This is a genomic window from Chryseobacterium endophyticum, from assembly GCF_056333165.1.
This window is the reverse complement of record NZ_JBWGXE010000004.1, coordinates 67,563-93,048: the sequence shown is the minus strand read 5'-3', so window position 1 is coordinate 93,048 and position 25,486 is coordinate 67,563. Positions and strand designations below refer to the sequence as shown.

At 36.4% G+C, this 25,486-nt stretch carries 18 protein-coding genes; 10 read left to right on the top strand and 8 right to left on the bottom strand.

Features of this window, described 5'->3' with window-relative positions:
• Positions 1-270: 270 nt before the first annotated feature.
• The 6 genes from AC0N32_RS10775 (at position 271) to AC0N32_RS10750 (ending at position 7,414) form a co-directional block, all read left to right on the top strand.
• Positions 271-2,457, top strand: a complete 2,187-nt coding sequence (locus tag AC0N32_RS10775; protein WP_476393863.1) for a TonB-dependent receptor domain-containing protein — start codon at positions 271-273, stop codon at positions 2,455-2,457.
• A gap of 10 nt (positions 2,458-2,467) precedes the next feature.
• On the top strand, positions 2,468-3,058 hold the full coding sequence (locus AC0N32_RS10770; RefSeq protein WP_476393862.1) for an HD domain-containing protein: 591 nt from the start codon (positions 2,468-2,470) through the stop codon (positions 3,056-3,058).
• A gap of 13 nt (positions 3,059-3,071) precedes the next feature.
• On the top strand, positions 3,072-3,866 hold the full coding sequence (locus tag AC0N32_RS10765) for a phosphatase PAP2 family protein (RefSeq protein WP_476393861.1): 795 nt from the start codon (positions 3,072-3,074) through the stop codon (positions 3,864-3,866).
• 10 nt (positions 3,867-3,876) lie between these two features.
• The gene (locus tag AC0N32_RS10760) at positions 3,877-4,293 is read left to right on the top strand and encodes an EamA family transporter (protein ID WP_476393860.1); all 417 of its coding nucleotides are present in this window, start codon (positions 3,877-3,879) and stop codon (positions 4,291-4,293) included.
• A 158-nt stretch (positions 4,294-4,451) separates the two neighbouring features.
• A complete protein-coding gene (locus tag AC0N32_RS10755; protein WP_476393859.1) occupies positions 4,452-6,689 on the top strand; it encodes a TonB-dependent receptor domain-containing protein in 2,238 nt (745 codons plus the stop codon).
• A gap of 278 nt (positions 6,690-6,967) precedes the next feature.
• Positions 6,968-7,414: a hypothetical protein gene (locus tag AC0N32_RS10750; protein ID WP_476393858.1), complete on the top strand. Its 447-nt coding sequence runs from the start codon at positions 6,968-6,970 to the stop codon at positions 7,412-7,414.
• Positions 7,415-7,856: 442 nt separating this feature from the next.
• On the opposite strand, the gene AC0N32_RS10745 is transcribed toward AC0N32_RS10750, so the two are convergent.
• The 4 genes from AC0N32_RS10745 to AC0N32_RS10730 form a co-directional block, all read right to left on the bottom strand.
• On the bottom strand, positions 7,857-8,318 hold the full coding sequence (locus AC0N32_RS10745; RefSeq protein ID WP_476393857.1) for a hypothetical protein: 462 nt from the start codon (positions 8,316-8,318) through the stop codon (positions 7,857-7,859).
• A gap of 4 nt (positions 8,319-8,322) precedes the next feature.
• On the bottom strand, positions 8,323-11,952 hold the full coding sequence (locus tag AC0N32_RS10740; RefSeq protein ID WP_476393856.1) for a DUF6443 domain-containing protein: 3,630 nt from the start codon (positions 11,950-11,952) through the stop codon (positions 8,323-8,325).
• 6 nt (positions 11,953-11,958) lie between these two features.
• Complete coding sequence (locus AC0N32_RS10735) at positions 11,959-15,393, bottom strand: DUF5977 domain-containing protein (RefSeq protein ID WP_476393855.1); 3,435 nt, start codon at positions 15,391-15,393, stop codon at positions 11,959-11,961.
• 80 nt (positions 15,394-15,473) lie between these two features.
• The gene (locus AC0N32_RS10730) at positions 15,474-17,033 is read right to left on the bottom strand and encodes a T9SS type A sorting domain-containing protein (RefSeq protein WP_476393854.1); all 1,560 of its coding nucleotides are present in this window, start codon (positions 17,031-17,033) and stop codon (positions 15,474-15,476) included.
• 639 nt (positions 17,034-17,672) lie between these two features.
• Between AC0N32_RS10730 and AC0N32_RS10725 the strand changes: the two genes are divergently transcribed.
• On the top strand, positions 17,673-18,623 hold the full coding sequence (locus tag AC0N32_RS10725) for a ParB/RepB/Spo0J family partition protein (RefSeq protein ID WP_476393853.1): 951 nt from the start codon (positions 17,673-17,675) through the stop codon (positions 18,621-18,623).
• A complete protein-coding gene (locus AC0N32_RS10720; protein ID WP_476393852.1) occupies positions 18,595-20,010 on the top strand; it encodes a recombinase family protein in 1,416 nt (471 codons plus the stop codon). The genes AC0N32_RS10725 and AC0N32_RS10720 overlap by 29 nt, the downstream gene beginning before the upstream one ends.
• A gap of 594 nt (positions 20,011-20,604) precedes the next feature.
• Here AC0N32_RS10720 and AC0N32_RS10715 read toward each other — a convergent pair.
• Positions 20,605-20,874, bottom strand: a complete 270-nt coding sequence (locus tag AC0N32_RS10715; RefSeq protein ID WP_476393851.1) for a hypothetical protein — start codon at positions 20,872-20,874, stop codon at positions 20,605-20,607.
• Between the two features lie 96 nt (positions 20,875-20,970).
• A complete protein-coding gene (locus tag AC0N32_RS10710; protein WP_476393850.1) occupies positions 20,971-21,225 on the bottom strand; it encodes a hypothetical protein in 255 nt (84 codons plus the stop codon).
• Between the two features lie 281 nt (positions 21,226-21,506).
• On the opposite strand from AC0N32_RS10710, the gene AC0N32_RS10705 reads away from it, so the two are divergent.
• Complete coding sequence (locus tag AC0N32_RS10705) at positions 21,507-21,785, top strand: hypothetical protein (protein ID WP_476393849.1); 279 nt, start codon at positions 21,507-21,509, stop codon at positions 21,783-21,785.
• An 82-nt stretch (positions 21,786-21,867) separates the two neighbouring features.
• The gene (locus AC0N32_RS10700; RefSeq protein ID WP_476393848.1) at positions 21,868-22,461 is read left to right on the top strand and encodes a Crp/Fnr family transcriptional regulator; all 594 of its coding nucleotides are present in this window, start codon (positions 21,868-21,870) and stop codon (positions 22,459-22,461) included.
• Between the two features lie 34 nt (positions 22,462-22,495).
• Here the strand turns inward: AC0N32_RS10700 and AC0N32_RS10695 are convergent, their stop codons facing one another.
• Both AC0N32_RS10695 and AC0N32_RS10690 read right to left on the bottom strand, forming a co-directional pair.
• Positions 22,496-22,858: a response regulator gene (locus AC0N32_RS10695; protein WP_476393847.1), complete on the bottom strand. Its 363-nt coding sequence runs from the start codon at positions 22,856-22,858 to the stop codon at positions 22,496-22,498.
• A 193-nt stretch (positions 22,859-23,051) separates the two neighbouring features.
• On the bottom strand, positions 23,052-25,226 hold the full coding sequence (locus AC0N32_RS10690) for an ATP-binding protein (protein WP_476393846.1): 2,175 nt from the start codon (positions 25,224-25,226) through the stop codon (positions 23,052-23,054).
• Between the last annotated feature and the right edge of the window lie 260 nt (positions 25,227-25,486).

Sequence of the window (25,486 nt, the reverse complement as noted above, 5' to 3'; positions counted from 1 at the left end):
AATCATTACTGAATATTGTATCAAAATAAATGTAATGTATAGGATCAGATTATTGCTTTTTTTGATAACGTTATTGTTCTCATCTATAGCGTATGCTCAGGTTGCAGGAATTACGATTTCAGGATTGATCAAAAATAAAATGAACAAACTGGCTTTGTCTTATGTAAATGTATTGGCAAGTACAGAAAAGATACCGCATTTGTAGCAGGAACAATTACCAATGAAGAAGGCAGGTTTTCGTTAACGGGAATCAAGCCGGGAAATTATCAATTGGAATTTTCACTTTCTGGATTTCGAAAGCATAGGCAGCCACTTTTTGTAGGAAGTCTATCAGAGTTTTTAGAGATTCCGCAAATAGAACTTGAACAAGAAGCTGACAAGGAAACAAAAATCGAAGAGGTTATTCTCACTGCTTCAAAGAAAAATGAAGTCAGTGATCAGCTTGATAAAAAGACCTATTCTGTCGCATATAATATCAGTCAAAGCGGAGGTTCCATATTACAAAATATGCAGAATTTACCCGGCGTAACTGTTCAGGACGGAAAAGTGCAATTGCGTGGAAATGATAAGGTAACTGTTTTGATTGATGGAAAACAAACCGCCCTTACAGGTTTTGGAAGTCAGACAGGATTGGATAATATTCCTGCTTCTTTGATTGAGAAAATTGAAATCATCAACAATCCTTCATCAAAATATGATGCCAACGGAAATGCAGGAATCATCAATATTATTATGAAGAAGAACAAACAAAATGGTTGGAACGGTAAAGTGGGTTTCACTTATGGAACGGGTTCGCTTTGGGAAAGAAAAGAAAATCTTCCAACGATAAGAACTCAATATACTTTCACTCCGAAAATCAATCCTTCATTATCTCTTAATTACAGAAAAAATAAAGTAAATCTCTTTCTACAGGCAGATAATCTCTACACGCAAACTTTGAATAAAAATGAATTTGTTACGAGAACTTATGACGATGGAACTGTTATTAATTCTCAGTTAAAACGAAACAGAAATACAAACTTCCTAACAACAAAAGCAGGTCTTGACTGGAACATAGATTCTCAAAACTCATTAACCGTTTCCGGAATGTACGGAAGCGAAAAAATAATCGACCGCGGAGACCAACCTTTTTTTAATGGAGATATGTCTCAAAGGCTTCGTTTGTGGCAATTTCTGGAAGATGAACTGAAGACCACGATTATGGGAACGGCGAGTTATCAGCATAAATTCAAAGAAGCAGGGCATTTGCTGAATGTAGGTTTCAATTATACATTTCACAGAGAAGATGAAAAATATTTTTATGATAATTATTTGCCAACTTCCACAGGAACAGATGCTTTCAAGTTATTATCGGATGAACAGGTTTATGATTTCAATGTTGATTATATAAAACCTCTGAAATACGGACGACTGGAAACAGGGATAAAACTGAGAAACAGAAGTATTCCTACCAATATGAACTTTATTCCCGGAGCGAACTCTGTTTTGGATGTTAGCGCAGGAGGTTGGGCAACTTACAAGGAATTGATTCCCGCAGCTTATGCGAATTATATAATTGAAACTCCAAAATGGGAAGCTGAGCTGGGTGTGAGATTGGAATATGTGAAAATCCAATATTATGTCAACCCAAATCATCCGACTTACAAAAGTGACAGCTACAACTATACACAACCATTTCCAAATTTAAGACTAGCTTATAAATTGAATGATAGAAATAAATTTTCCATTTTTTATAACAGAAGAGTAGACCGTCCGAATGAAGTAGATATCAGAATTTTCCCAAAATATGATGACGCAGAAATCATCAAAGTTGGTAATCCTGAATTGCGTCCACAATTTACCAATTCGGTGGAGTTGGGGCACAAGTACAATTGGGATAATGGTTATCTGTATTCTGCATTGTATCATCGTTTTGCTAATGGAACGATTACAAGAATTTCCAGTATCGTTCCTGAAAGTACTTTGGTTTATGCGGTGTTTCAGAATGCCGGAAAAAGTTATAATTCAGGACTTGAAATGATTTTGAATCAAAAGATTTCAAAATTATATTCATTCAACATCAACGGAAATCTTTACAGAAACCAGATTGATGCATTTTCAGTCACCAATCTTTACCCAACTCCGAATTCTTTTTCAGCAGAAATGCAGAAAGTGATATCAGGAAATGTGAAATTCAATAATACGTTCAAGTTTTCTAACGGATTTGATGCGCAGTTGACGGCTGTTTATCTGGCTCCTGATATTATTCCGCAAGGGAAAATCGGGTCGAGGTTTTCAATGGATTTTGGTGTGAAAAAATCTATTCAGAACGGGAAAGGAGAGATATTTTTTAATGCTACAGATTTGTTGAATACAATGGTCATCAAAAAACAAATTCAAGGTGTTGGATTCCATTATACAAGCGATGATTATTACGAAACGCAAGTAATACGATTAGGTTATAGTTATAAGTTTTAAGACATTCAAAATGAATAATTTATTACAGGAAGTAAGAGACTATGTTATACTATTTCTAAAGGAAAATCTTTCTCATCAACTGACTTTTCATAATGTCAATCATACCTACGAAGTTGTTTCGGCAGCTCTCGAAATTGCTAAAGAAAATACACTTTCTGATGAAGACTTTTGTGCTTTGGAGATTGCAGCTTGGTTTCACGATTGCGGATACGCTTCTTGTTACAAAGGTCACGAAGAGGAAAGTAAAAGAATTGCCAAGAATTTTTTGGAGAATTCTAATTGTGATAAATCTTTTATTGATAAAGTTTTAAAATGCATCGAATCAACCAAATATCCTCAAAATCCGACTTCAGAAATCGATAAAATCCTTTGTGACGCAGATATGTTTCATTTAACAAGAACCAATTATAATCAATATGGAAAAGCTTTAAGACTTGAGTTCGAAAAATTTCTCGGACTAATTTTTACCGATGAAGAATGGCAAATGAAGAACCATATTTTTTTACAACATCAGCATTATTTTACATCATACGGACAAGACGTTCTGGAAAAATTTAAAGATGTAAATATTCAGTTGATGAATTCTTCTAACAAATTTTAATACCCAAAAAGAAATGTCAAATTATAGTCATAAAATAACAATCGGCTTTTTCATTTTACTATCAGTTTGCGGAAAACTTTCTGCTCAGAATAATGATTCAATCCAAACTCAGGAAATCAAAAAAGACAGCACCATTGTCTTAAATACAGAAAAAAATACTTTAAGCTATAAAAAATTAATCATTCCGTCTGCACTTATCGGATATGGAGTTGCAAGTTTGAGTGTCAATGGTTTAAAACAGCTAAATTTCTCTACTAGAGACGAAATCAATGAACATAAACCTGACCATATCAGATTAGACAACTATACGCAATTTGCTCCTGCAGCCTTGGTTTATGGGCTTAATGCATTTGGAGTTGAAGGGAAACATAACTTCAGAGACAGAAGTATTATTTACGGGACATCAATGTTGATTACGTCTGCATTTGTACTTCCTTTAAAACATATAACAAAGGAACAAAGACCTGACCAAACCAATAATCTTTCCTTTCCTTCAGGACATACTGCGATTGCTTTTGCATCTGCACAATTTATGTTCAGAGAATATAAGGATACGAATTTTCTGTTGGGAATTTCGGGTTATTCATTCGCTGTTTTTACAGGAGTTTACAGAATGCTGAATGATAAGCATTGGTTTGGAGACGTAGTGGGAGGCGCTGGTTTCGGGATTCTTTCTACCGAGCTGGCATATTGGCTCTATCCGAAAATCAATCATCTTTTAGGAGGAAAGAATAAAAATTCGGCAACGATGGTTATGCCTTATTACCAAAATAAAAGCGTGGGAATTGGTTTTGTTAAAAATTTTTAAAATTTGAATAATGTGGTTTTATTATGCATTGCTGTCAGCATTTTTTGCTGCATTCACGGCTGTTTTTGCTAAAATAGGAGTCTCAAATATCAATTCTAATCTTGCGACAGGAATCCGAACAATTATTATCCTGATATTAGTTTGGAGCGTTGTTCTTATCAAAGGAGAAGCGAAAGATATTGGTTCGTTATCAAAATTTAATCTAATTTTCCTTGTATTATCAGGCGTTGCTACAGGATTGTCTTGGCTGTTTTATTTCAAAGCTTTGCAAATCGGAAAAGTTTCGCAGGTCGTGGCAGTTGATAAATTAAGTGTAGCCATAGCCATCATCTTTGCCGTGTTGTTTTTTAAAGAAACGCTGACTGTGAAAACCGCAATCGGAGCGGTATTGATAATCAGCGGAACGATATTGTTTGCATTAAAATAACTATAGTAATTAAAAATAAAAAAGACACTGAATCTGAGCTTCGTGTCTTTTTTTTCATTTCATTAATGAAATTTAATATTAACTTTTCTATGTTAAAGGTTATAAATTCAAGATGTTTTCAGAATTGGGTTTCACTTTTGTGCCATAAATAAATCGCTTTGAAACAACTATTAATACCTATCGCTTTACTTTCTGTTATTTTTGTAAATGCTCAAACCACCCATTCTGAAACGACAGACAGAAAACCAATTGATACTTTAAAAAATAATCAGGTTAAAAATATTCAGGAAGTAATTATTTCCGGTAAGAAAGCTATTGTAGAAAACAAAGTTGATAAAATTGTTTATAATGTAGCCAATGATATCACATCTCAAAGTGGAGCTGCTATTGACATTTTAAGAAAAGTTCCTCAGGTAACAGTAGATGCGGATGGGAATGTTGAGTTGCAGGGAAATCCAAATGTCAGATTTTTAATTAATGGAAAACCGTCAAGCATCTTTGGAAATAGTCTTGCAGATGCATTGGCCTCGATTCCGGCAAGTCAAATTAAAAGCATCGAAGCGGTGACAAGTCCCGGAGCAAAATATGATGCACAGGGAACCGGAGGAATCATCAATATCGTTTTAAATGAAAGTAAAGTAAAAGGAATCAACGGATTGATAAACGCATCTGCCGGAACACGCTTTGAAACAAGATCTTTAAATTTAAATTTCAGAAATAATAATTTCAGCATTAATGCTTTTTTTAGTGGAAATGCACAACTAAAATCCCGAACACCTTTTTCACAGGACAGAATTTCTCACAATTCTACAAATCAAACCCGATTATTACAGGACGGTTATACTGATTTCCAAAGACACGGTTATCGTACAGGCTTAGGATTTGACTGGTCAATTAATAAAACCAATACATTAAGCGGTTTAGTTTCTTATAATGATTTTGCTAATAAAAGCATCGGTTTTATTAATCAGGAGCAATATATCAATGATTTTTCCAACTCAAGCGAACAGTCAATCATTGGCTACAGAAATTCTGACAATCGTTCTTCGGTAAACTCCATCGACGGAAATTTGACCTACAGAAAAACATTTCAGAAAGAAGGTCAGGAATTGACTGCAGATTATGTGGTAAGTTATGGTTCACCAAAAAGTAATTATTTGCAGACTCAAAGTTTGGCGGGAGCTTTTTCTCCTTATGATGGTATTATGGGAAGCAATCCGGGAACAAATATCAGTCATAATTTATCGATAGATTATGTACAGCCAATCAATGATAATGTTACGTTAGAAATGGGTACAAAAGCGATTTTTCAGCACATTACCAATAATACGGATGTGAATGTTCTGGATGATTTATACGGACAATACCAATCAGATCCATTTCAGTCTTACCATTTAAAATATGATATGGGAGTGTATGCAGCGTTTTTTTCTTCTTCATTAAAATTATTTAGTAATTGGCTTGATGTAAGAGCCGGAGCACGTTATGAATACACAACCATTAAGATTGATTATCAAAATACCAACATTCCATCTTACAGTTTGCTTGTACCGTCATTAATTTTATCTCATAAATTTGAAAGTGGAGAAACCATAAAATTAGCCTACACGAGAAGAGTTGAAAGGCCAGAATATGCAGAGCTGAATCCGTTTTTAAATTTCAGTGATCCTTATAATATTACTACCGGAAATCCTGCATTAAAACCGGAAATTGGTGATAATATGGAATTGGGTTACAACAAGAATTTTGAAAGTGGTGCTAATCTCTCATTCACACTTACAGAAAGAATCAACAGTCAGGATTTAAAACAAATTACTACATTTTATCCCACTTATACTGTGAATGGTACAGATCATACCAATGTTTCTGTGACTTCAAGAGATAATATTGGGAAAGAGTATAATTCAGGAGGTATTTTATCGGGTTCTGTTCCGTTTTTTAATAACAAATTAAATCTTCGTGGAAATATGATGCTGTTTCACAGATATATTGTCAGCGATTATTTTGGAAATGTTGATATGGGATTCCGCTACCGTTTAAACCTGAATATAAATTATCAGTTTCCAAAAGATTTTATCGTAGAGATGTTTGGGAATTATAATTCTGCAGCTAAAAATATTCAGGGGAAAAATCCTCAGTCGATTACTTATAACATTGCAGCCCGTAAACAATTTTGGAATAAAAAAGCAAGCATAGGAATTACAACAACAAATCCTTTCAACAAATATATCAAACAGGCGACAATTGTTGAAACAGGTGATTATAGTTCATATTCTGGGAGATATTTACCGCTTCGCTCTTTCGGGATCAGTTTCAGTTATAAGTTTGGGAAAGACTTTAAAAAGGATAAGGATATTAGTGATGATTATCTGAATGCGGCTTCGCAAGGAAGTTAAAATTATGGCGACTATATACTTTAATGTACCGAGAGAATCTTAGTAATATGTAAGAGGTATCATTTACTAGAAATTATTACTTTTTATGTATCGGAATCTAAATTTACCTTGATGAGCGTATCTTCGAACACTTTTATAGATGATTTGGTAAGATTGAGTCAAATAAAAAAAGAATTACAGAATTCATTTTTAACAACTAATTGATTTACTCAATATCCTGTAGTAAAGTAGGGTACGCTAAGCAAAACTTTATGTATCTTTCGCCTTAAAAATATAATATGAAATATCTTCTTATCTCCTTTTTACTATGTGCGACTTTCTTAAGTAAAGCTCAGGAATTAAACCCGCCTCCAATTCAATCGTCCGGCTCTAATACAAAATCTGGTATTATCGATAAAATTATTGCTGCTACTGATTTTGAACAATATTTCACACAGTACTGCAAGCAAAAAATTAATCAAAAAGCAAAGGAGGACTCTTGGGATCGGGATAAAACGAACAAAGTAATCCAAAGTATAGATTTTAAATTTTATAAACCGTCGATATATAATGCTTTTGCATTTGACAGTGAAGAAAACTTAATAGAGATGCTTGAATTATTTAAAAAACTAAATGTAAACCGGCAACATTCTATGTCGAAACTTTTTCCTTTCGATGCATTAATGCAATATAATCTGGAAGGATATGTCAGAATGGTTATCGATGGAAAATATGTAAATAATTAATAAGAGTCAGAAAAAAAGCTGTTACCCTATATTTATCATTTTTCCAAATAACAAAATTACAGCCTAAAAACGTTATGTACGTTTTTATTTTCAACAACCGTAAGAACTATTTTTGCCGGATGCTTTTGCCGGAACCTATTGTTTTTCCTGGATTACATTCAACAGCTTAGATGATCATGCAAGAAGCATCAGATCCGTAATCATCATCAAAGTACTAATGCGTTAATTTATAGTCGCTACTACGTTTCTACTCATATTATTAAATGGCAATTTGAATGGTGAAAAAAGCGAAATGATGGGTTTGTTTATTACCTTAGCGACCCATCTGATATGACTGCGGAACCCCTTGTACATTAGTAAATTTACAAGTGGTCAGAAAAGCAAACTTTTCTCTTAATAATGTGCATAAAAAAGGCCATCTCATTATTGAGACAGCCTTTTCTTACTGTAAATACTGCAGAATACGATCATTTCTATTGGTCACATATTCCTTTCCGTCATCGTTGATCCTTGAGATCAGAACGCCTTGATTATGAGTGTCCCATACTTTAAATCTGTATTCTTTACTGTGGGTTAAAATATTTATAAAATACTCCTTTCTTTTAATGGGATGATCAACCCAACTAAATTCATCATACTTTAAATCTTCAAAAAGAGTTTTGTACTGCCTTTTATCTACTTGTACATTATTTATTGAAATTCTCGTTACCTTCGAAAAATCCAATTGATTATAAGCCTGATAATCTCTGATATCTACCGATACTTTAAGACCATAGAGAAAAAGTACTATGAAATAGATTCCCACAGGAATGTAAAATTTAACAGCCTTCAACCTCAAACAGGCGATCAGCAGCAATGTTACTATAAAAAAAACGAATATAATTCCTATATAAATACTTCCCATATTATTATTTTATTCTCCACATTGCTTTGTCCCAAGTATAGGTCGCACTATGAGCTGCGCTAGGAACTCCGAGTTTTCCTCTGCCTATGCCAAAATAGTTGTACGTAGATCCACTTCCCCAGTTTGCATTAATGTTAGATCTCAGTTGAGGCACTGGAATACTGATTGAATTATTCTGTTGCCATCCTGCAAAATCTGAAAAATGAATATAGTTATCAAACGGATTGGTGTTCTGGTAGATGTTGAAATTAAAGGATGCCGAACTTCCATCGGAATCTAAACCCATACCATCACCGGCCGATAAAAAGAACCCCCCTTCACCACTGTCCGTTGAGACATAGCTTCCTGAGATGGTGCCATAGGTCTTTGGCAAATAAATATTTTGCTCAAATGAAAAAGACAGCTCGAACGCTCCCCAACGCAAATCTCCATCTCTCGGCATCAAAATTCCTGAAGTTGCAATATGACTCCTGTCCCCCCAGGTATTCTGATAACTTTCCTCCATCGCATTGCTATAATCACTGAACGATTTTGCCTGCGCTTCTATTGCACGTGCGTGGTTATAATCAACTCCATCAGGAGCATGCTCTGGAGCGGTAAATTCCTCGCCGTTTCTGATCCATGTTCTATTTGATGATAAAAGTATATATCCGTCTGCTGTAGGATATCCGTAAGAGTTCGGAGCATGGTAAACAGCATTGTTCCCGTATAATATACTGGTTTTAAAAGGATCCGTCGCTCTGCTATCCCAAAACACCTTGCCGTTAAGCTCAACCCAATCGTAAGGACTTCTTCCGTCTGGATCAATAAACCTGATAGGATTATTGAAAGCATAATTATATGGACTATGACTCGTCATCTTCTCAGCTTGCGGATCTACAGAACCCCATTTTCCAAGATCCTGTACATAAAATCTTGCGCCATAATCATACATTCCAGACTCCTGAATTTCCTTACCATTGTACTTGTAATTTTGATAACCTCCCAGCATACTTTTCATTCCTCCGATATGGTTCATCCCAAAAGCATAATAATTATTGGTATCTGTAATCTCAGGATTATTTTGGCTGTTTCTAAAATAGCTTACTCTGACGTTCCCCAGATGATCCTTGTATTGGTAAATATAACGGTTTTCCGCGAAACTGTAAAATCCTTCTGCAGTAGGAACAAAATCCAAAATCCATACGGGCTTTATGGTTCCCGGAAAAGTAGGATCAAAAATAATTGGATCTTTAAATGCTTCCCTTTCATAGGCGACGCTGGTCCTGCACCATATACATGTGGTGACCTCAGAAAATTTATATTGGAAACCGTCGAGATAATCTGTAATATTTGTTGTTATCGGAACTCCCTTTCCTCCGCCACTGCTGTAGGTTTTACGAACCTTGGTACCGTCTGCCCGATAAAGATACTCTAAAGCAAAATTAGTTGGTTTCCCATCCACAGGACTAACCTGCGAGATTCCAAAATGATCTGGTATATTCAAGTAATTATACGTAATGTCATAAATTCCCTTATCCTTCAGATTGACTATACTTCCATTAAGATTGTAGTCTATTAAATTGTCACCTCCCTCATAACCTGTACTATTGGGTATATTCTCAATTACCTTATAAAGCTGGTTACCTGTATACTTATACTCAAGGTCGTCAATCAAGGTGGCTGTCGGAGAATATACCTGTGGCGCAGATCTTTTTAGCGTTTTAATATTCCCGTTCAGATCATATGTAAGATATTCGTTGAAGCTACCGTTAACGCCAGTACTTGGTTCTCGATAAAAAGCATTGGTCAATCTGTTCAGTTGATCATACTGATAATTATATCTTTTCATTAAATTTTCTGAACCGTTGTTCCAGTCTATTTCGGTAACATTACCATTAAATCTTCCGCTGACTATATTTGAGGACACAGGATCATTATACCTGATGGCATATCCGAATAATTTCCCGTTTAGATTTGCTGGATCATTGATTTTGGTCATCCAACCCTGAATGTTATACTTAAAATCAATCTGCTGTAAAGGCGAAGAAATCGATGTGCCACCAACTTTTTTACTTTCAAGCTGAGAAAGTTCATTATACTTGTTTTGTGTTAAAATCTCGACCGCATTGCTGCCTACCTGGTGGGTATGAGTCAATAATCTATTTTGCGAATCATAGGTAAAGTTTTCAGTAATCACTTTTTCTGAATCAGCTGCAATCCTTTTCTGGGTAGTAACCTTTTTTTTCACAATTCCGGTAAAATCCAGTTCAGATTCTACTCTTGTAAAACCACCCATAAAATTTGTAGAGTGGGTGGCCACCACTCTTCCCTTTAGATCGTAATAGGTGTAATTCTTTGTCCAACTGTCATCTTCAATATTTTTTATAAAAGTGGCGGTAGGTAGATTTTTTGTTTTGAACTGGGCCGTATCCGAATCACTTAACAGAGTCTGCCCAATAATTGTAGCTACGGGATCAGGTTTTACCTGAGGATAAGTATCATAATAGTTTACTGTTAGTACTTTTGAAAGGGAAGTAGGGTACACGGTATTGCCATATTCCAGATCTATTCCACTCATCGCTAGATTTCCTCCTCTTGATTCATAATCGATTTGCTGAGCATCTACATAATTTTGAATGTCTTTTCTGCTTGTTCCATCCCTGGAAATACCGGTATACGCAATTCTACCAAATTTATCGTATTTTGTAAAAATCCATGCTTCGTTTTCAATAAATCCAGGAATTCCAATTTTTAAATTTGCATCCCTGAAAAGAACAATCTTACCATTTTTATTGTAGACCATCTGTTCCCAACCTTTCCCAGGAAGCTTTTTTTCTACTAATCTGCTTCTTTCATCAAACTTATACTGATAGCATAAGTCGTTGATTATCTGTTCATTTAATGATGTTTTTTCGGAAGCTAGGGGAGGGATAATGAAGGCAAGCTGATCATAATTATTGTAAACGTAATAGGTATCTGCATACACAGAGGCACTTATCATTTTCCTCACCAGCAAAGTTTTTCCCTGTCCGTCCGTAAATTCGATAATCGTATTATCATCTTCGCTGATGATTGTATTTTTATGTAGCAGATTTTCGGCATAAGTACCCGACAAAACAATATTTGATTGAAATGTTGAATAGTTAAATGTCGCAACATACTTTTTTACTTCACCGTCTATATTAGTACCATATTCATACTTGATGGGTTTTAGTTTCCAGTCATTTCCCACATTTATCTTTTCTTTAATGCGGTCTAAAGGAGAATTTTCCAATATCTTTTCAGAGAAGAATTTTTCACTGCCATAGATGTCGGGGTTTGAGCCATTAGCTAGCGGATTAGCAAAAATTTCCCCGTTTTGGGTTGTATTTTGGGGGATCGGAAGATAATTGATCGTCTGTCGGCCAAAATCATCATAAATCGCATGATTGACAACATCTTTCCCTAAAGGTGATCCTTTTACGTTAACCGATTGTTTTATTCTTCCTAAACCATCATAATACTCCACGGTCTGAATCTGCTTAGCGGTATTACTTGGAGCCGTTACAGGCTCAAGATATGTTTTAGTTTGAATATAGTTCTCGGTATTCGTCTGTCCATGCAGGCTTCCCACAGCTAGTAAAAGCCCTGCAGGTATAATCATTTTTTTCATTTGTTTTTAGTTTTTATCGTATTCAAAAGTAAGAGATATAGGCCCTGCAGAAGTACCTCCGGTAGCGGTCAGTGTTACTACGCCGGTCGGTGCTATTGAGATATACCATGAACTTCCACCGGATGTAACAGATATGCTTTTATAAGAAGATGGTCGGCATAGTGATCCCAAAGTCCCGATAAATACTCCATTTGACCAGTTAGGAGCAGGGCCTCCGCTTGAGTTTGTTAATGGTAAGCTTAAATAAGCTTTAATGTGATTGGTAGAAATCTCCTGGAATGACGAATAATATATATCTGCTAGGTATGTTGGTGAGATTGTGCAGACGTACGGTGTACAAACTCCATTCGTATTAGCGTAATTCTGTCCGTTTGTCATCAAATCATTTTCTGCAATCTGATCGGCATCTTCCTGGCTGACCAAGGAAGTGTATTTGCCTGCAGTCACCGTATATACAGCTGTTCCTGCGGTTGTTCCCGGACCACAGTTCATTCTGGTAAATGATTTACTTTTTTCAGTACTGTAAAATACAATGGGAATATAATTATACCGGTATTCCTTAAGAATATTACCATTGATGTCTTTCACTGTTGCCAGTCTGTTAGAACTGTCGTAAAGATAATTTTCCCTAATCCCTGAGGGAGGGGTTACAGTTGATATTCCAACAGATGGTTTATAGGTATATGCTGTTATCTGATAATTAGTCAACAATGGGTCATTGCGCAATTGATCAAGTTTCGTTATAAGTGTATTTTCGTCAGCATTGTTAGAAGCTGTAATGGCAGGTAAAATACTAGGGATGTCTTTAATATCATCATATTTAGCTCCTTTTATGACAGCAATCGCGTATGTATTATTGTACCCATTTATATAAGAGGTGTATTGGCCATTTTTATCCTGTGTTTCCAATACCGTATTATAATAATTAAGCTTGGTGACTTTATCACTTCTAACAGGAAAGTTTACACCGTCAATACCTGTTAACGTATGAGTTTTAATGAAGGGATAAGATATCACATCCGCGCAGCCGGAAGGCAAGCCAAAGAAATCCCTGTAACATTCCAATCTCTTAGACCATATATTTTCATATACATTTTTTTCGGAAGAAATAACAACTCCATCTTTTTTCCTGGTTATTTGCCCTAAAGCGTTTAAATTATTGCTTGCAAGAAGAGATGATCCTACATTATCACTAAGCTCATGGACATATTGATAGCTGGTTTCATAATTCGCAATACCATCGGTATCCGTTTTTTTATTGAGAAGATTCTTGCTATTGTAAAATAGATTCGTTGTTCTCTTAACTTCCTTTCCATTATAAACGATTACATCCGTTTGCTTTTTCAAAGGCATGTTAATCTGTCGGATGGTGTATACGCCTCCTTCTCCCAATTTGGCGAAAAGAAATTTATCCTCAGAAACATTTATATCATAATCAAAAAAAGATTCGCTAACTTTTTCTCCGTTGTTACTAAAGTTTCCTACATATAATAATTTGCCATTCAGCAGATCAAAATTATCTCTTGAATTTAAATATGGGTAGCTTCCTGTTTGTTTGTTATAATAAAAGGTATTACCACTGTTATTTCCGGATGATCCGGATTTGGACAATTTATAGCCGGTCAGCAGATCTGATTTATAAATTGTATTGCCTAAGGGAATAGGACCACTGGAGGGGATATCTTTAAAGACATTATATTTATATACGGTAGAATCTTTTACGAGATTATTCTTGGATTTTGTAATAGTGGTTACATATTCATAATGCACGTCGGAAGCGAGAGGGTCAATTCTGCGGGCATTTGACTCGGTATTGGTATTGAAATAGGCATGACCAATCCCCTTATTTCCATACTTAAATTCCTTAATGTATTCTTGATCCCTTGTTTTGGTAGCAATTTTCTGGATTCTGACTCCGGCACCTATCGTAAATCCGAAAGGTCCCTGACTTACTTTTTGATAATAATTGGGTTCATAATAAAAACTCTGCAGTGCATCATTGGTTTCAATCGTTTTTAAATTTCCAATAATAGCGTCATTGAAAACAGGTTCTGAAGAAATGCCGGAGGAGCTGTTGAGTTTTGTATATCCGAACCCATCGTATGCATCACTTATTTTACTTGGCAATTTGTTGACATCGCCATAATATGTAAACCTGTAATACTTCTCATTTTTATTTTCCCTGTTTCTGAATAAAACATTATCAAGATGCATTCTTTTGAATATTGCATCATCATAGTTGGGATTTGCCCCTTCCGCCTGCGAATAAAAATAATTTAATTTTACGGTGTTTAACAAGTCGAAACTACTGAAGTCGTTAATGGCTATTGCGATAGGAACAGTCCATGAAATATCTGTATTTTTAAGTTTATTGACATCATAAATTTCTATTGACTCGATTTCCGGCAGATTACTGACATATCCATTATTAAGAACATCCTGTCTTAATTTCTGTTTTCTGAATAATATTGCTGTTGCATTTGTATAAATGAAGTTAAGCAGTGGCATCGTATATTTTGTCAGATACTTTCCGCTCTTTGTCTTACTCCATCCTAGAACATTGTAGATAGCATAGCTATAATTAATCTCTTCTCCAAATTGATTGACAATTTTGCTAATGTACCATGCTGTAGATGCCTGCTCATTTAATAAATTCTGTTGAGTAGTTGTTAATGGATCACATGGAGAAAGTCTATCCGGAGCAAATTGGAAAGGTTTATTTTTCTCTATATTACCATAATTTTGGTTAGAAGTTCCATCGGTAGTGGTCTCAAAATTACTGAAATAGAATGTTATTCCATCATCGTTTTTGATGGTAAATCCGCTGAATTGATTTCCGGCCTGCGTGTAATTTATAATGTAATTACGGTAGTCTCCCGATTTTATTTTTATTTTTTTATCTAAATCAAAATAGAACTCGAAGAATTCTCCATTAGGCAGGCTTACCTTAAAAATATCTGGCTCGGTGTCAATATTTAGCATTGAATCATTATACGGAGCAGGATACCCTATCGAAATTGTACCTGATGGATACCACCTTTCTAGAGGAAAACTAAGTATATTATTAACGGCATCCTGTGTATTTGATTTTAAAGCTGACAGATTATAAAAATATCCCTGATTATCTTTAACATCAACATCATAACATTTTTCATAGCAAATGTAATTCCCGTCCCCATCTGGTGGACAGTGCGTCACTACGGAATAATGTCCCGTTGTCTTCACTTCGTCGGCACCATCCCTTTGCTCTCTAACAATTAAGCCTAATCCGTTAAGATTCCAGTTAAGCCCCACAATACCGGCATCACTATTTACCAGAACACCTTTAGTATTATATGTCAGTCCTAAGTTTACTTTATAGCCGTCAATGGATACATCTTTGATTGGTATTTGAACATTTGCAGTTCCTTCACTTAAATTTTCAGAGGTCACCTTCTGCATTAAATTCTCAGTAAAAGAACTTTGTGAAAATATTGTACATGATATACATATGTACAATACTAATAATATCTTCTTCATAGTTATTGCTTAATCAGTTTAGCATTTGCTGTTTTATTCTCGTTTGTTTTAATAAAAATCAGGTACGCGCCCTGTACTAGAGCCTGCGTATTGATCTTGGATACTCTATTCTTCGTTTTAATACTTTGAATTTGTCTTCCCCCCATGTCATACATGGTGATGTCGGCTTCCTTAAAATCAAAACCAATTTCAACATAAGCATACTCACTCACAGGATTCGGGTAGATCTTGATATCCTGCTTTTCGATCAACTGGTCAATCTGTTTGTCTCCAAGCTTCACAATCTTCCAGTTCTCTTTTCCCAGTTCTTCTGCACTCGTTCCGGCCAATACAATCGAGCCGTCCCTGTCAAGTTTAATATCCGATAGCCTTTCTTCTCTTTTTCTCGATTCACCTTTTACGTGCTTTCTCCACTGCTCATTCCCATTCTGATCCAAATACAGCATCCAGAAGGTCTCATCATCACTTTCAATTCTTCCTTCTGCCTGCGTATAACCGCCCAGCAATATTCCGGACGTTACATCTTGATTCCTGGCTCTTTCTCCTTGGCTCTTTGTCATCACGCTCATCCCCATCAATACATCCCGGTTCTTGAAATTGTACGATTTCTGCCAGAGCTCTTCCCCTCTTTCATCGAGGGAGATCAGCCATAAATCGGTTCCTTCTTCGATATCGACGGTTTTGTTTCCTGATCTTTCCGATCTTGATTCACCTCCGATTAGGTATCCTGTGGAAGTCAACGCCAGGGTTCTCAAATGATCATCTCCTTTACCTCCGAAGTTCTTTTCCCATTCTACCTTGCCGTCTTTGGAAAGCTTGATAATCCAGTAATCGCCTTCGCCGAAGTTGTCGGTCCTCTTTGATCCTCCCGCATTACTTCTGGAATAAACGCCCAATAAAGCACCGCCGTCTTTCGTCGGAATCATCTTCTCCACCTCATCAAGGCCTTTTCCACCCAAAACCAATTGCGATAATTCCTTTCCGTTTTTATCAAGTCTGATGATAAGAACGTCTTTAGAGCCATACCCTTTTTCTGAATTCTGAATGTTGCCTGCCACAAAAAATCCCATATCCGTCGTCTGGATCACCGCCCGGGCTTCTTCATCCGAAGCCCCGCCAATGGTTTTCTGCCATAATTCATCCCCAAATTCATTGATCCGGATGAGCCAGATATCCGATCCTCCCCTGCAATCATCTTTTTTATTCAGGCCCTTCGCTGAATAAGAAGTTCCTGCCAAAACGAATCCACCTTCCTGGGTATTTACCGTCGCGGAAAGAAAATCATGGTTCTGGCCCGAGAAATATTTTTCCCAGACTTCTTCACCCTGCTGGTTGAGTTTGATTAAGTGGAAATCGTAACCGGTATTTTGCTTGCTTTCAGACGATAATTTATCTGACTGAATCGAGCTTCCTGAAATCAGATATTGCCCGTCGATGGTTGTTGTAATCTGGGAAAGAAAATCCTGTGTTGAGGATTCAATATCTTTCTGCCAAACTACCTCCTGAGCCGAAGCGCTCAAGATACAGCATAAGAATAATGCTGTTGAGTAGATTTTGTTCATTCTTAATGTATATTTCGAGTATTGATTATTAATTTTTGAATCGCTGCAAAAGTATTCTTTTTATTTCTCTATTGAAAGATATATCATATAAATTTTATGTGAATAATATCATAACAATATCTTTCATTTCTTTCACAAAACTAAAAACCATATACGACAGAACTTGTCGTTTAATATGCAACTTGGCTAAAGATCGTGTAACTATTTTAAAACTGCTTAAAAAGGTTAGAAGAATGTGCGTCCCTGCCTTAAAAATAGGTAAACACCTAAGCGAATGTTCAGTATTTGAACAGCGTATTGTCCATGCGGCTCTTAGATTAGCACATTCTTAATAAGTCTCTTCGTAGCTGTCTTATACATTCCAGCTTTTTGGGAATAGATGTAATTAATTGAGGGATTTAACAAAGGAAAAAATAAGATGAACTTGAGTAAAAGCTGACCAATGTTCACTGTTACCTTAATTTTGCTCATACTAAAGATTCTCTTCATTAACTTTTTAGTAATAATACATTTAAAAAAATATAATATTATATATCCCGTATTTGAGAGTAAATTTGAGGTGTACCGATCAAATTGCATATTCGTCAGCGTTTAAGCGTTGAACTGCGGTTTGGAAGTACAATATTTTTAGTATTAATCATGAAGCTATCAAATTTGGACAAAAATAAAGAAAGCCTTTTAGGATCGTTTAAACCCCAGCCATTTAGGTTTATGGAGCTTCCTCTCGCGGCAATTGAGGGTGACCCGAATCAGCCCCGTAAAGCATTCGGATATGGAGCGGGAAAAGAATATGACCGTCTTCTAAGATCTATTTTACACTACGGAATTGAAGACCCGATTAAGGTTAGCGAAATTGAGGAGGGACGTTTTCTGATCATGGACGGGCATCGAAGATTTTCCTGTGCTAAAAGACTTTCCCTGGAAAAGGTTCCCTGTCGGGTTTATCCTAAGATGAGCGATGGAGAGTTCGAAGCACGCCGATACGAATTACAGAATAATCGTAAAAGCTGGAAACCCATGGAAAAAGCCAATGCAATTTATAAAATTAGAGCAGAATATAAGGAGGCTACCCAAAAAGAAATCGCCAATCTGCTGGGAATGTCCCCGATACATTTATCCCACTTCCTAGGACTGCGGGAGATGAGAGTGGAGTATCTGGAGTTAATGTCTGATCTAAATATGAAAGAGTACCAGCGTCTTGCATTTATGCAGATGCTAGCCAAGATACGTAAGATCAGGCACTGGGAGATTGATGATATCATAAAGATTTTATTTCAGAAAATTACGGATAATGTATTGAATTCAGTGAGTGATTTTAAAGTGCTTGCCAGAATATTTGCCAATGCCTCGATTCATGAGGAGGAGATCTTAGATTTTCTAGCAAATGCATCAATGACCGTTAATGAGCTTTCGGAAAAATCAAAGATGTCTGGTTTTTCAAGTATTATTAAAAAGGTAGTGGAGGAATTAAGCATAAAGAAGAATCAGGGTATGAATTTAACAGAAAAGGAATTCCATTTACTTAAAGATCTAAACCAGCTGGCGGAAAGCTTTATAAAAAATGGCGACTATTTTTCACAATACCTCTAAAAAGGCAATTGCATACTACCGCCATTCTGCTGAAGACAAACAAGAAAATTCAGTAGCTATTCAACGGACTCACGTGCATCGATTTGCCAATCAACATACGCTGGAAATTATTCACGAAGAAGCAGATGAAGGAATCAGCGGGCTGCTTGCGAAGAGGCCGGGTTTTGAACGTATTTTTAGGGACTGGGTTGAAAATCCTGATGCACCTTCCTTTGATTATATCTTGGTATATGATGTTTCCCGGTGGGGAAGGTTCCAAGATCAGGATCAGGCTGGTCATTATGTCTATCTTTGCAAAAAGCACAATAAAGAAGTTATCTACGTTTCACAAGGCTTTCCCGATCAGTCAAATCGGCTGTTTTCAAGTTTAGAAATTTCAATTCAACGGTATATGGCTGCTGAATACAGCAGGCAGCTAAGTGAAAAGGTTTTCCACGGATGTGTAAAAGTATCTCAACAGGGGTTCTCCGCGGGAGGACCGGCGGTTTACGGAATGGCAAGACAATTACTGGATTCGCATAAAAAACCGGTTCGTATTCTAAAGGCGGGTGAACATAAGCAAATAGCCAATGAAAGGGTAACTTTTACCCCTAAAAATGATGTAACAACGGAAACGGTAAGAAAAATCTTTCACCTGTTTGTCATCGAAAGATCCTCTCTGGAGGACATTTGCATCTATTTGAATAGGGTAGGAGTGTTATCAGCAAATGGAAGAGAATGGGATAAGAGAAAAATAGTAAAAGTTTTACAGGAAGAAGCGTACATAGGCACCCGGATCTATAATAAAACATGGGGACGTCTCAAGCAAAAGCAATTTAGAAACTTACGGTCAGAATGGGTCATCGTTCCCAACGCTTTTGATCCAGTTATTCATAAAGATCTTTTCGATTCGGCGCAGGAACGACTTTATTGGCTTTTACCCGGCAACTGGCGAAAAGGAGTGTATTCAATTAACCGGGTACGCAAAAAAATACATAAAGATATTCTTAACTGGCTTTTGAGTAGAGGCGCAACTCAATGCCAGGCCGAGGAAATAATCAAGGAAATACCTATTTTATTCAGTGTGGAAGTTGGCGGAAAAACGGCTTCATCCTGCTGTTTTTTAATTAATGAGCATTTTAAGGCATTCGAGAATGTACTGGCAATAAGTGTAAGTCATGATTCTACAGGTAAGGCGAATGAGTTTTTCATACTCTCACCGCATGATTTTACAAGTACAAATTTTCTCATTTTAACGGAAAACAGCTCATTATACAGCCGAAGCAAAATAGGGGAAAATGAAGTGCAAAGATGTCTTGTCAATTTATTTAAGCAACTAAAAATGTCAAAGCCTTGGACACGGAATAAATATCAGTTCATTGATAATGATTTTATGAATGTTTTGTGAGTATTTTGACGAATATAATAATCTTTCCGTGAACGATGTTAAGAATAAATCACTGGTGTCAGTCGTTTTTTAACATGCACATACAGATACATATCATTTAGCTTGTTATTTATGTGCTTATCTAAACGGTATTTCCAAATTGATTTATAAACCTATTGCATAAATTCACTGATCTTATAGAGCCTTTTTTGAACGGTTATCATTATATGAGAACTGAATGGTAATTGGTGTTTATTTTTTACCGTAATTTGTGAGCTCGGCCATGGTTTTTATTTTTTTATTGTCAAATATACAGCTGAAATCGGTTTCGTCAAGCCATGAATTCCCTCCCCGCAAAGATTCAGATGATTTACGTCGGGATACTGAGTTGATGGCAAACCCGACAATAATGTCGCCATTTTTTAGATTCGACTTACCTCAGCAATAGCCCAATTCCAGTTGTCCTGAGGCTGAAAGAGATAGAGCGGGAGGCGCAGCAAGATCAGATCTGCACAATTACTTTGAAATGGAAGATGCACAAATAACAAACTTACTCAAGCTGCAGATTTTTCTGAAGAAATATCATTTGTATATGTATACCTTACCAGGAAAGAATTATGGCAGATTAAAAAGATCCATGAGTTTTTTTTCCAGATCGTTTAGCTCCTGACGGTGGGCTCTGTGTTCATCCTCCGGTAGCAATTCAAGATAATAGACCAGATCATGAATCTGTCTACGGGATATGAAGATATGTTGCTTTGAAAGTTCATGTTCTAGGTCCTGATTGCGGTCGTCGATCATTTCAGCATTTTCAGCTTGGATCTTGTGATGCACACGAACTGCCTTTAAAAGAAGTTCTTTTTCGTTGAAATGTAAGTTTAACATGGATTTTTTTTACAAAAATACAAATATTAAAAAATGAATTTTATAAAAACAAGCTAAATATAGAACTTACAGCCAGAGCAATATAAAAATATAGGCCTAAATGGGTTTCAAAAAAACGTAGATTTCGTTTTCTGTCCCGCTTACTTCTAAATGAGTGGAAAGGACTTTATATTTTTCTTTGCTAAGTCCAAATCTTTCAAATTCTTCTTTTGCTCTAATTCCTAGAAGATGGAAATATTTTTGACCGTAATCAACAATATCTCCCTGATTAACCAGCAATATATCATCAATTAGATGATAAAATACAGATTGTTCACTGTTATCCGAATGTAAATGTAAACATGTTTTCATAAATCATTTTTTTTTGACTCTGAAATATACATTTTTTCCTTACAAACTATTTAGGATTAAAATCAATACTTAAAAATTAATATTTTATTTAGGGCAAGAAAAGGATGAAGCGTTTTTTCTGATTTATGCTTGCGGTCAGTAGACATCACCTTAATGACAAATTACATTTTCATTGCTTTTTTTTTATATAAACCTTCATAAATTCACGTTTTAAAATAGAAAAACCTCAACATGAAAAATATCGACAACTTACATGAGGTCGTTGTTAAGCGCTTGCAGCTGTGAGAGCAGCCGGAAATAATGAGATACAGACTTCTCTTAATCTGGCATTCGGCTCTGCTCTGGCCAGCATCGGACTCAGCATTCCTGCCATCGCGATTATTTCGGTCATCAGCGGTATCAGGATGACCTTGGGAATTGATATTAAGTCCACAGTATTGCTGGGACTTTCCCTCTTTATCATTACGGTATCCCTGGCTACAGGAAAAACCAACATCATGCAGGGCGTGGTACTGGTAGGAATCTTTCTGATATACTTTTTCACATCGATTGTCCCCTAAAAGCTAAAATTTCTTTATGACGACAGTCATAAACTAAAAACGTTGTATTAATTACCTTCATCATAAAATAAAAAGCAGAAAAATGATCGATGAAAAATATTTAATATGTCATGGTGCAGTAGAAAAGAAATTTACTGGAGGTTCTTGCATCTTTAGTCACGGGACCATTCAAAACCATTATTACCAGATCATTGACGGTATTGTTAAACTTTCCAATACAGGTTATGATGCCAACGATATGACCTTTCAATTGTTAAGAAGAGGAGACCATATCAGTCTGTATTCTGTATTTGTTGAAATGCCTTCACTTCATCATGCCGTAGCACTTACCGAAAGCCGATTACTTGTCATGCATAAGGATAACTTTAATCAGATGATCGAGCGGAACAAAGCTTTGATGTTAAAGGTTATGAAAGAGCTTTCAAATGATTTGTATTGTCAGCCGCTTAAGAGCAACCGTTTTATCACGGATCGTGCAGAAAAGAAGATTGAGCAACTGTTTCACAGCCTAAAGTATGATGAGACAGATCAGGAATTATTCTCATTTGTAATCAAGATGAGTTTACAGCAAATCGCTGATACAGCAAATCTGTCAATTAGGACCGTTCAATCAGCCATTGAGAATTTGGAGGACAAAGGCTTGATTAAGATTGTTAACGGGAAAATATTTTTCTAATTTCCTTCGAATCGGACCATTTGATGAAGACTTGTTATATTTTTCTTATCAAACCTGATACCGTTGCAATAATACGATCAAGATCGAAAGGTTTGGAAATAAATCCATCATGCCGACAGCAATCCTGTAATTGAAGAGTTTTGGCATGGGCGCTCATCATCAGTACAGGAATTTGGGATGTTTCTGTATTTTTTTTCAAATCGTTGCAGACATCAATTCCTGAACCGTCCGGAAGCCGGATGTCAAGCAGATACAGATCGACATTAAGATCGATATTCATTTTATTGAACTCCTTGATATTCGAACTGGATATTACCCTATAACCTTCCATATTGAAAAGCACCTCCAGCAATTCGCGGATGCTGTCTTCATCTTCTAAAATAAATATTGTCCCCATAATATACTTCCTGACGCAACGCATTATTTATACAGCCTGATAAAAACGGCTTGCTGCTACACGTAGTATACAAATACTATGCAACAACTATCTTTCGAACAAGTATTTATGAGAATTAGATATATAATGGTCAATACAAATCAAATTTATCTGCTGGTGGCTTTGATGCAGTATAAAATTAATACGGATAAAGTCAGCATTTTTTAAATTTTACAGTGAAAATCGTTCCCTTTCCAAGTTCGCTGCTTACCGATAATTTGGCATTAAGCTTATCGGCTATTCTCTTTACGATGGAGAGCCCGATACCGGAACCTTCAAATCCGTCTGTATTGGGCAGGCGTTTAAAGATCTCGAAAATGTCTCGGTTGTCAGACAGGTCCATCCCGATACCATTATCCCGGATCAGATAGCAAACTTCATCTCCTTCAGTAGTGCTACTGACCGTTATGGCCGGATGATCTTCCTTGCTGCTGTATTTGATGGCATTTCCGATAAGATTAAGAAAAAGCTGGTATACCAGTGTCCGTTCACCCCAAACCGGTAAACATTCCCCTACGGTAAATTGCAGCTGTGGTACCTGGTATTGCTGGATGGCATTTTCTATAATGCTTGTGATTTTAGATTCCGGATGGATCGTCTCAAACTCAAATTCCACCTGCGTGGCCTGGGAAATTTTGTAGGTTTTGTCCATCATCTCTGTGATGAGTTTGGAACCTTCTATGATATTTTCGGCCATCTTCAGTCTCATCTCCTCTGAAAGATTGGTTTTGGCTGCTATAAGCTGTGCCGATAGCTGTATGGAGGTGAGCGGGTTTTTAAGATCGTGCATCAGTGTGTAAGTGAATGTATCCAATGCATTATTGGAGCGGATCAGTTCTTTATTCAGTTCTTCAATCTCACCGCCCCTTTGTGCAATGGACTGCTGGACGATATGCCCTATATCTTTAAGAAAATCAATCTCAAAGGTCTTCCAGTCTTCAGACTTTCCTTTTGTGGTAGCAATCCAGGCATCAAAAGAGGTTCTTGGTGAATAAAAGGTGACTCCTTTCTCATCATCGATCTTTTGTATCTTCTCAGGCTTTCCGGCCCAGATCTCATCCACAACACGTTCCTTTCTGAAAACGTAAATATACCAGTTACTTTTAGGTATCACATCAAGTCTTACTACACCCGGAAAAAACTGATCTTTTCCGGAATCATTAATGACTTCTTCTTTAAGTTGGTTTGTACAGTAAATCCCGCTGTAATCACTATGACTAATGATCTTATCTATTTTTATTACTTGTTCAGGGGTTGGAACCTCACCATATTGTTTTAATCCCTGATCATTTCGAACTATCACCCCATCGGCAGACATAAGACTCATTATCTCGGATCCAAATTTTTCTAAAATGCTAAACTCACTGCGGCTAAGTAACAATTCAGTTTTGAGTTGATCTTCTAACGTGCTGATGCGTTCTTTAAAAGCTATTATATCCTTTTGTAAGCCTGCCAGATAATTATTGACCGCGTATTGTGTTAAGAACACGCAGAGATGTCTTTGGGAAAGATCGACGTGGCGGGGAGTGTAATGCTGGCAGGTAACAAGGCCCCATAATTCACCATCTATCATAATCGAAAAGCTGGCACTGGCCTTTGCCCCAGAGTTCCTGATATATTGAAGATGGATCGGTGACATCGACCTGATTCCGCACTGGCTCAGATCCACAGATTCGTTTGGAAGCCCGATAAGCCCATGAATAGGGGCATCAACATTCGCCGTCTGACGTGCATGAAAGATTTTATAGAGCTCTCTTGCCTGTTTGGGAATATCAAACTCAGGGTACCGGTAACCTAAAAAGGATTCCTTATCTGCCAGCTTAGATTCTGCGATTACCTTCCCACCATCATTTTCCAGAAACTGGTATACCATCACACGGTCAAATCCTATGATCTCCCGAACCATTTGCGTAAGGGAACGCCAAGTGAACTGATGACCTTGATCTTCAATGTGCTTGGCATAATAATAAAGCTTAGTGGTTTCAATTCGTTCCGGATGCGCCACTTCGGTTTCGACATAGATCTTCGAATCAAATGAATATACACTCAGAAAATAATCTGTATCGTTAAGCCGGATTCTTTCGACGAAACGGTAGAAAATCGTGTCACTAACCGATTCTAATATTTTTTCAGGATTGGCTTCAGGGATAAGAACTTTTAAAATATCATTGAAAGATCTTCCAATCAATTGAGATGAAGAATACCCTTCAATATAAGCGTTTTCACTTGCTGCAACGCAGCGATCTTCCTGAAAAACCAGGAGCAGGCCCAGATCCTGTATGTGGCCGGAAAGATGAATCTTTTCTTCGTGACATTCGATTGTTCTCATAGACTTCGATTTTTGTTAGGGGCCAAAACCGACAAAACTATCAAATGAAATCAAGTTAAATCAAATAATCCGTAATGGTAGAGACTCATATAAAAGTTGATGTAAAAGTATTAAATTTAATAAAGATTATCAATAGTTTCTAAAAAGTAGTATTTATCTGATTTTTGACATTATACATAAAATAAATGAAAAAAAACAAATGCATATTATGCGGTTTTAAAAGTATTTTCAGATGATCAGAGGATTTTTCTATATGTGCG

Excerpts from the sequence above, each read along its gene's own strand:
- AC0N32_RS10760 (WP_476393860.1), top strand. The coding sequence starts at position 3,877 with ATGTGGTTTTATTATGCATTGCTGTCAGCATTTTTTGCTGCATTCACG.
- AC0N32_RS10690 (WP_476393846.1), bottom strand. The coding sequence starts at position 25,226 with ATGAGAACAATCGAATGTCACGAAGAAAAGATTCATCTTTCCGGCCAC.
- AC0N32_RS10725 (WP_476393853.1), top strand. The coding sequence starts at position 17,673 with ATGAAGCTATCAAATTTGGACAAAAATAAAGAAAGCCTTTTAGGATCG.
- AC0N32_RS10720 (WP_476393852.1), top strand. The coding sequence starts at position 18,595 with ATGGCGACTATTTTTCACAATACCTCTAAAAAGGCAATTGCATACTAC.
- AC0N32_RS10750 (WP_476393858.1), top strand. The coding sequence starts at position 6,968 with ATGAAATATCTTCTTATCTCCTTTTTACTATGTGCGACTTTCTTAAGT.
- AC0N32_RS10715 (WP_476393851.1), bottom strand. The coding sequence starts at position 20,874 with ATGTTAAACTTACATTTCAACGAAAAAGAACTTCTTTTAAAGGCAGTT.
- AC0N32_RS10710 (WP_476393850.1), bottom strand. The coding sequence starts at position 21,225 with ATGAAAACATGTTTACATTTACATTCGGATAACAGTGAACAATCTGTA.
- AC0N32_RS10745 (WP_476393857.1), bottom strand. The coding sequence starts at position 8,318 with ATGGGAAGTATTTATATAGGAATTATATTCGTTTTTTTTATAGTAACA.
- AC0N32_RS10730 (WP_476393854.1), bottom strand. The coding sequence starts at position 17,033 with ATGAACAAAATCTACTCAACAGCATTATTCTTATGCTGTATCTTGAGC.
- AC0N32_RS10735 (WP_476393855.1), bottom strand. The coding sequence starts at position 15,393 with ATGCAGAAGGTGACCTCTGAAAATTTAAGTGAAGGAACTGCAAATGTT.
- AC0N32_RS10765 (WP_476393861.1), top strand. The coding sequence starts at position 3,072 with ATGTCAAATTATAGTCATAAAATAACAATCGGCTTTTTCATTTTACTA.
- AC0N32_RS10740 (WP_476393856.1), bottom strand. The coding sequence starts at position 11,952 with ATGAAAAAAATGATTATACCTGCAGGGCTTTTACTAGCTGTGGGAAGC.
- AC0N32_RS10700 (WP_476393848.1), top strand. The coding sequence starts at position 21,868 with ATGATCGATGAAAAATATTTAATATGTCATGGTGCAGTAGAAAAGAAA.
- AC0N32_RS10770 (WP_476393862.1), top strand. The coding sequence starts at position 2,468 with ATGAATAATTTATTACAGGAAGTAAGAGACTATGTTATACTATTTCTA.
- AC0N32_RS10695 (WP_476393847.1), bottom strand. The coding sequence starts at position 22,858 with ATGGGGACAATATTTATTTTAGAAGATGAAGACAGCATCCGCGAATTG.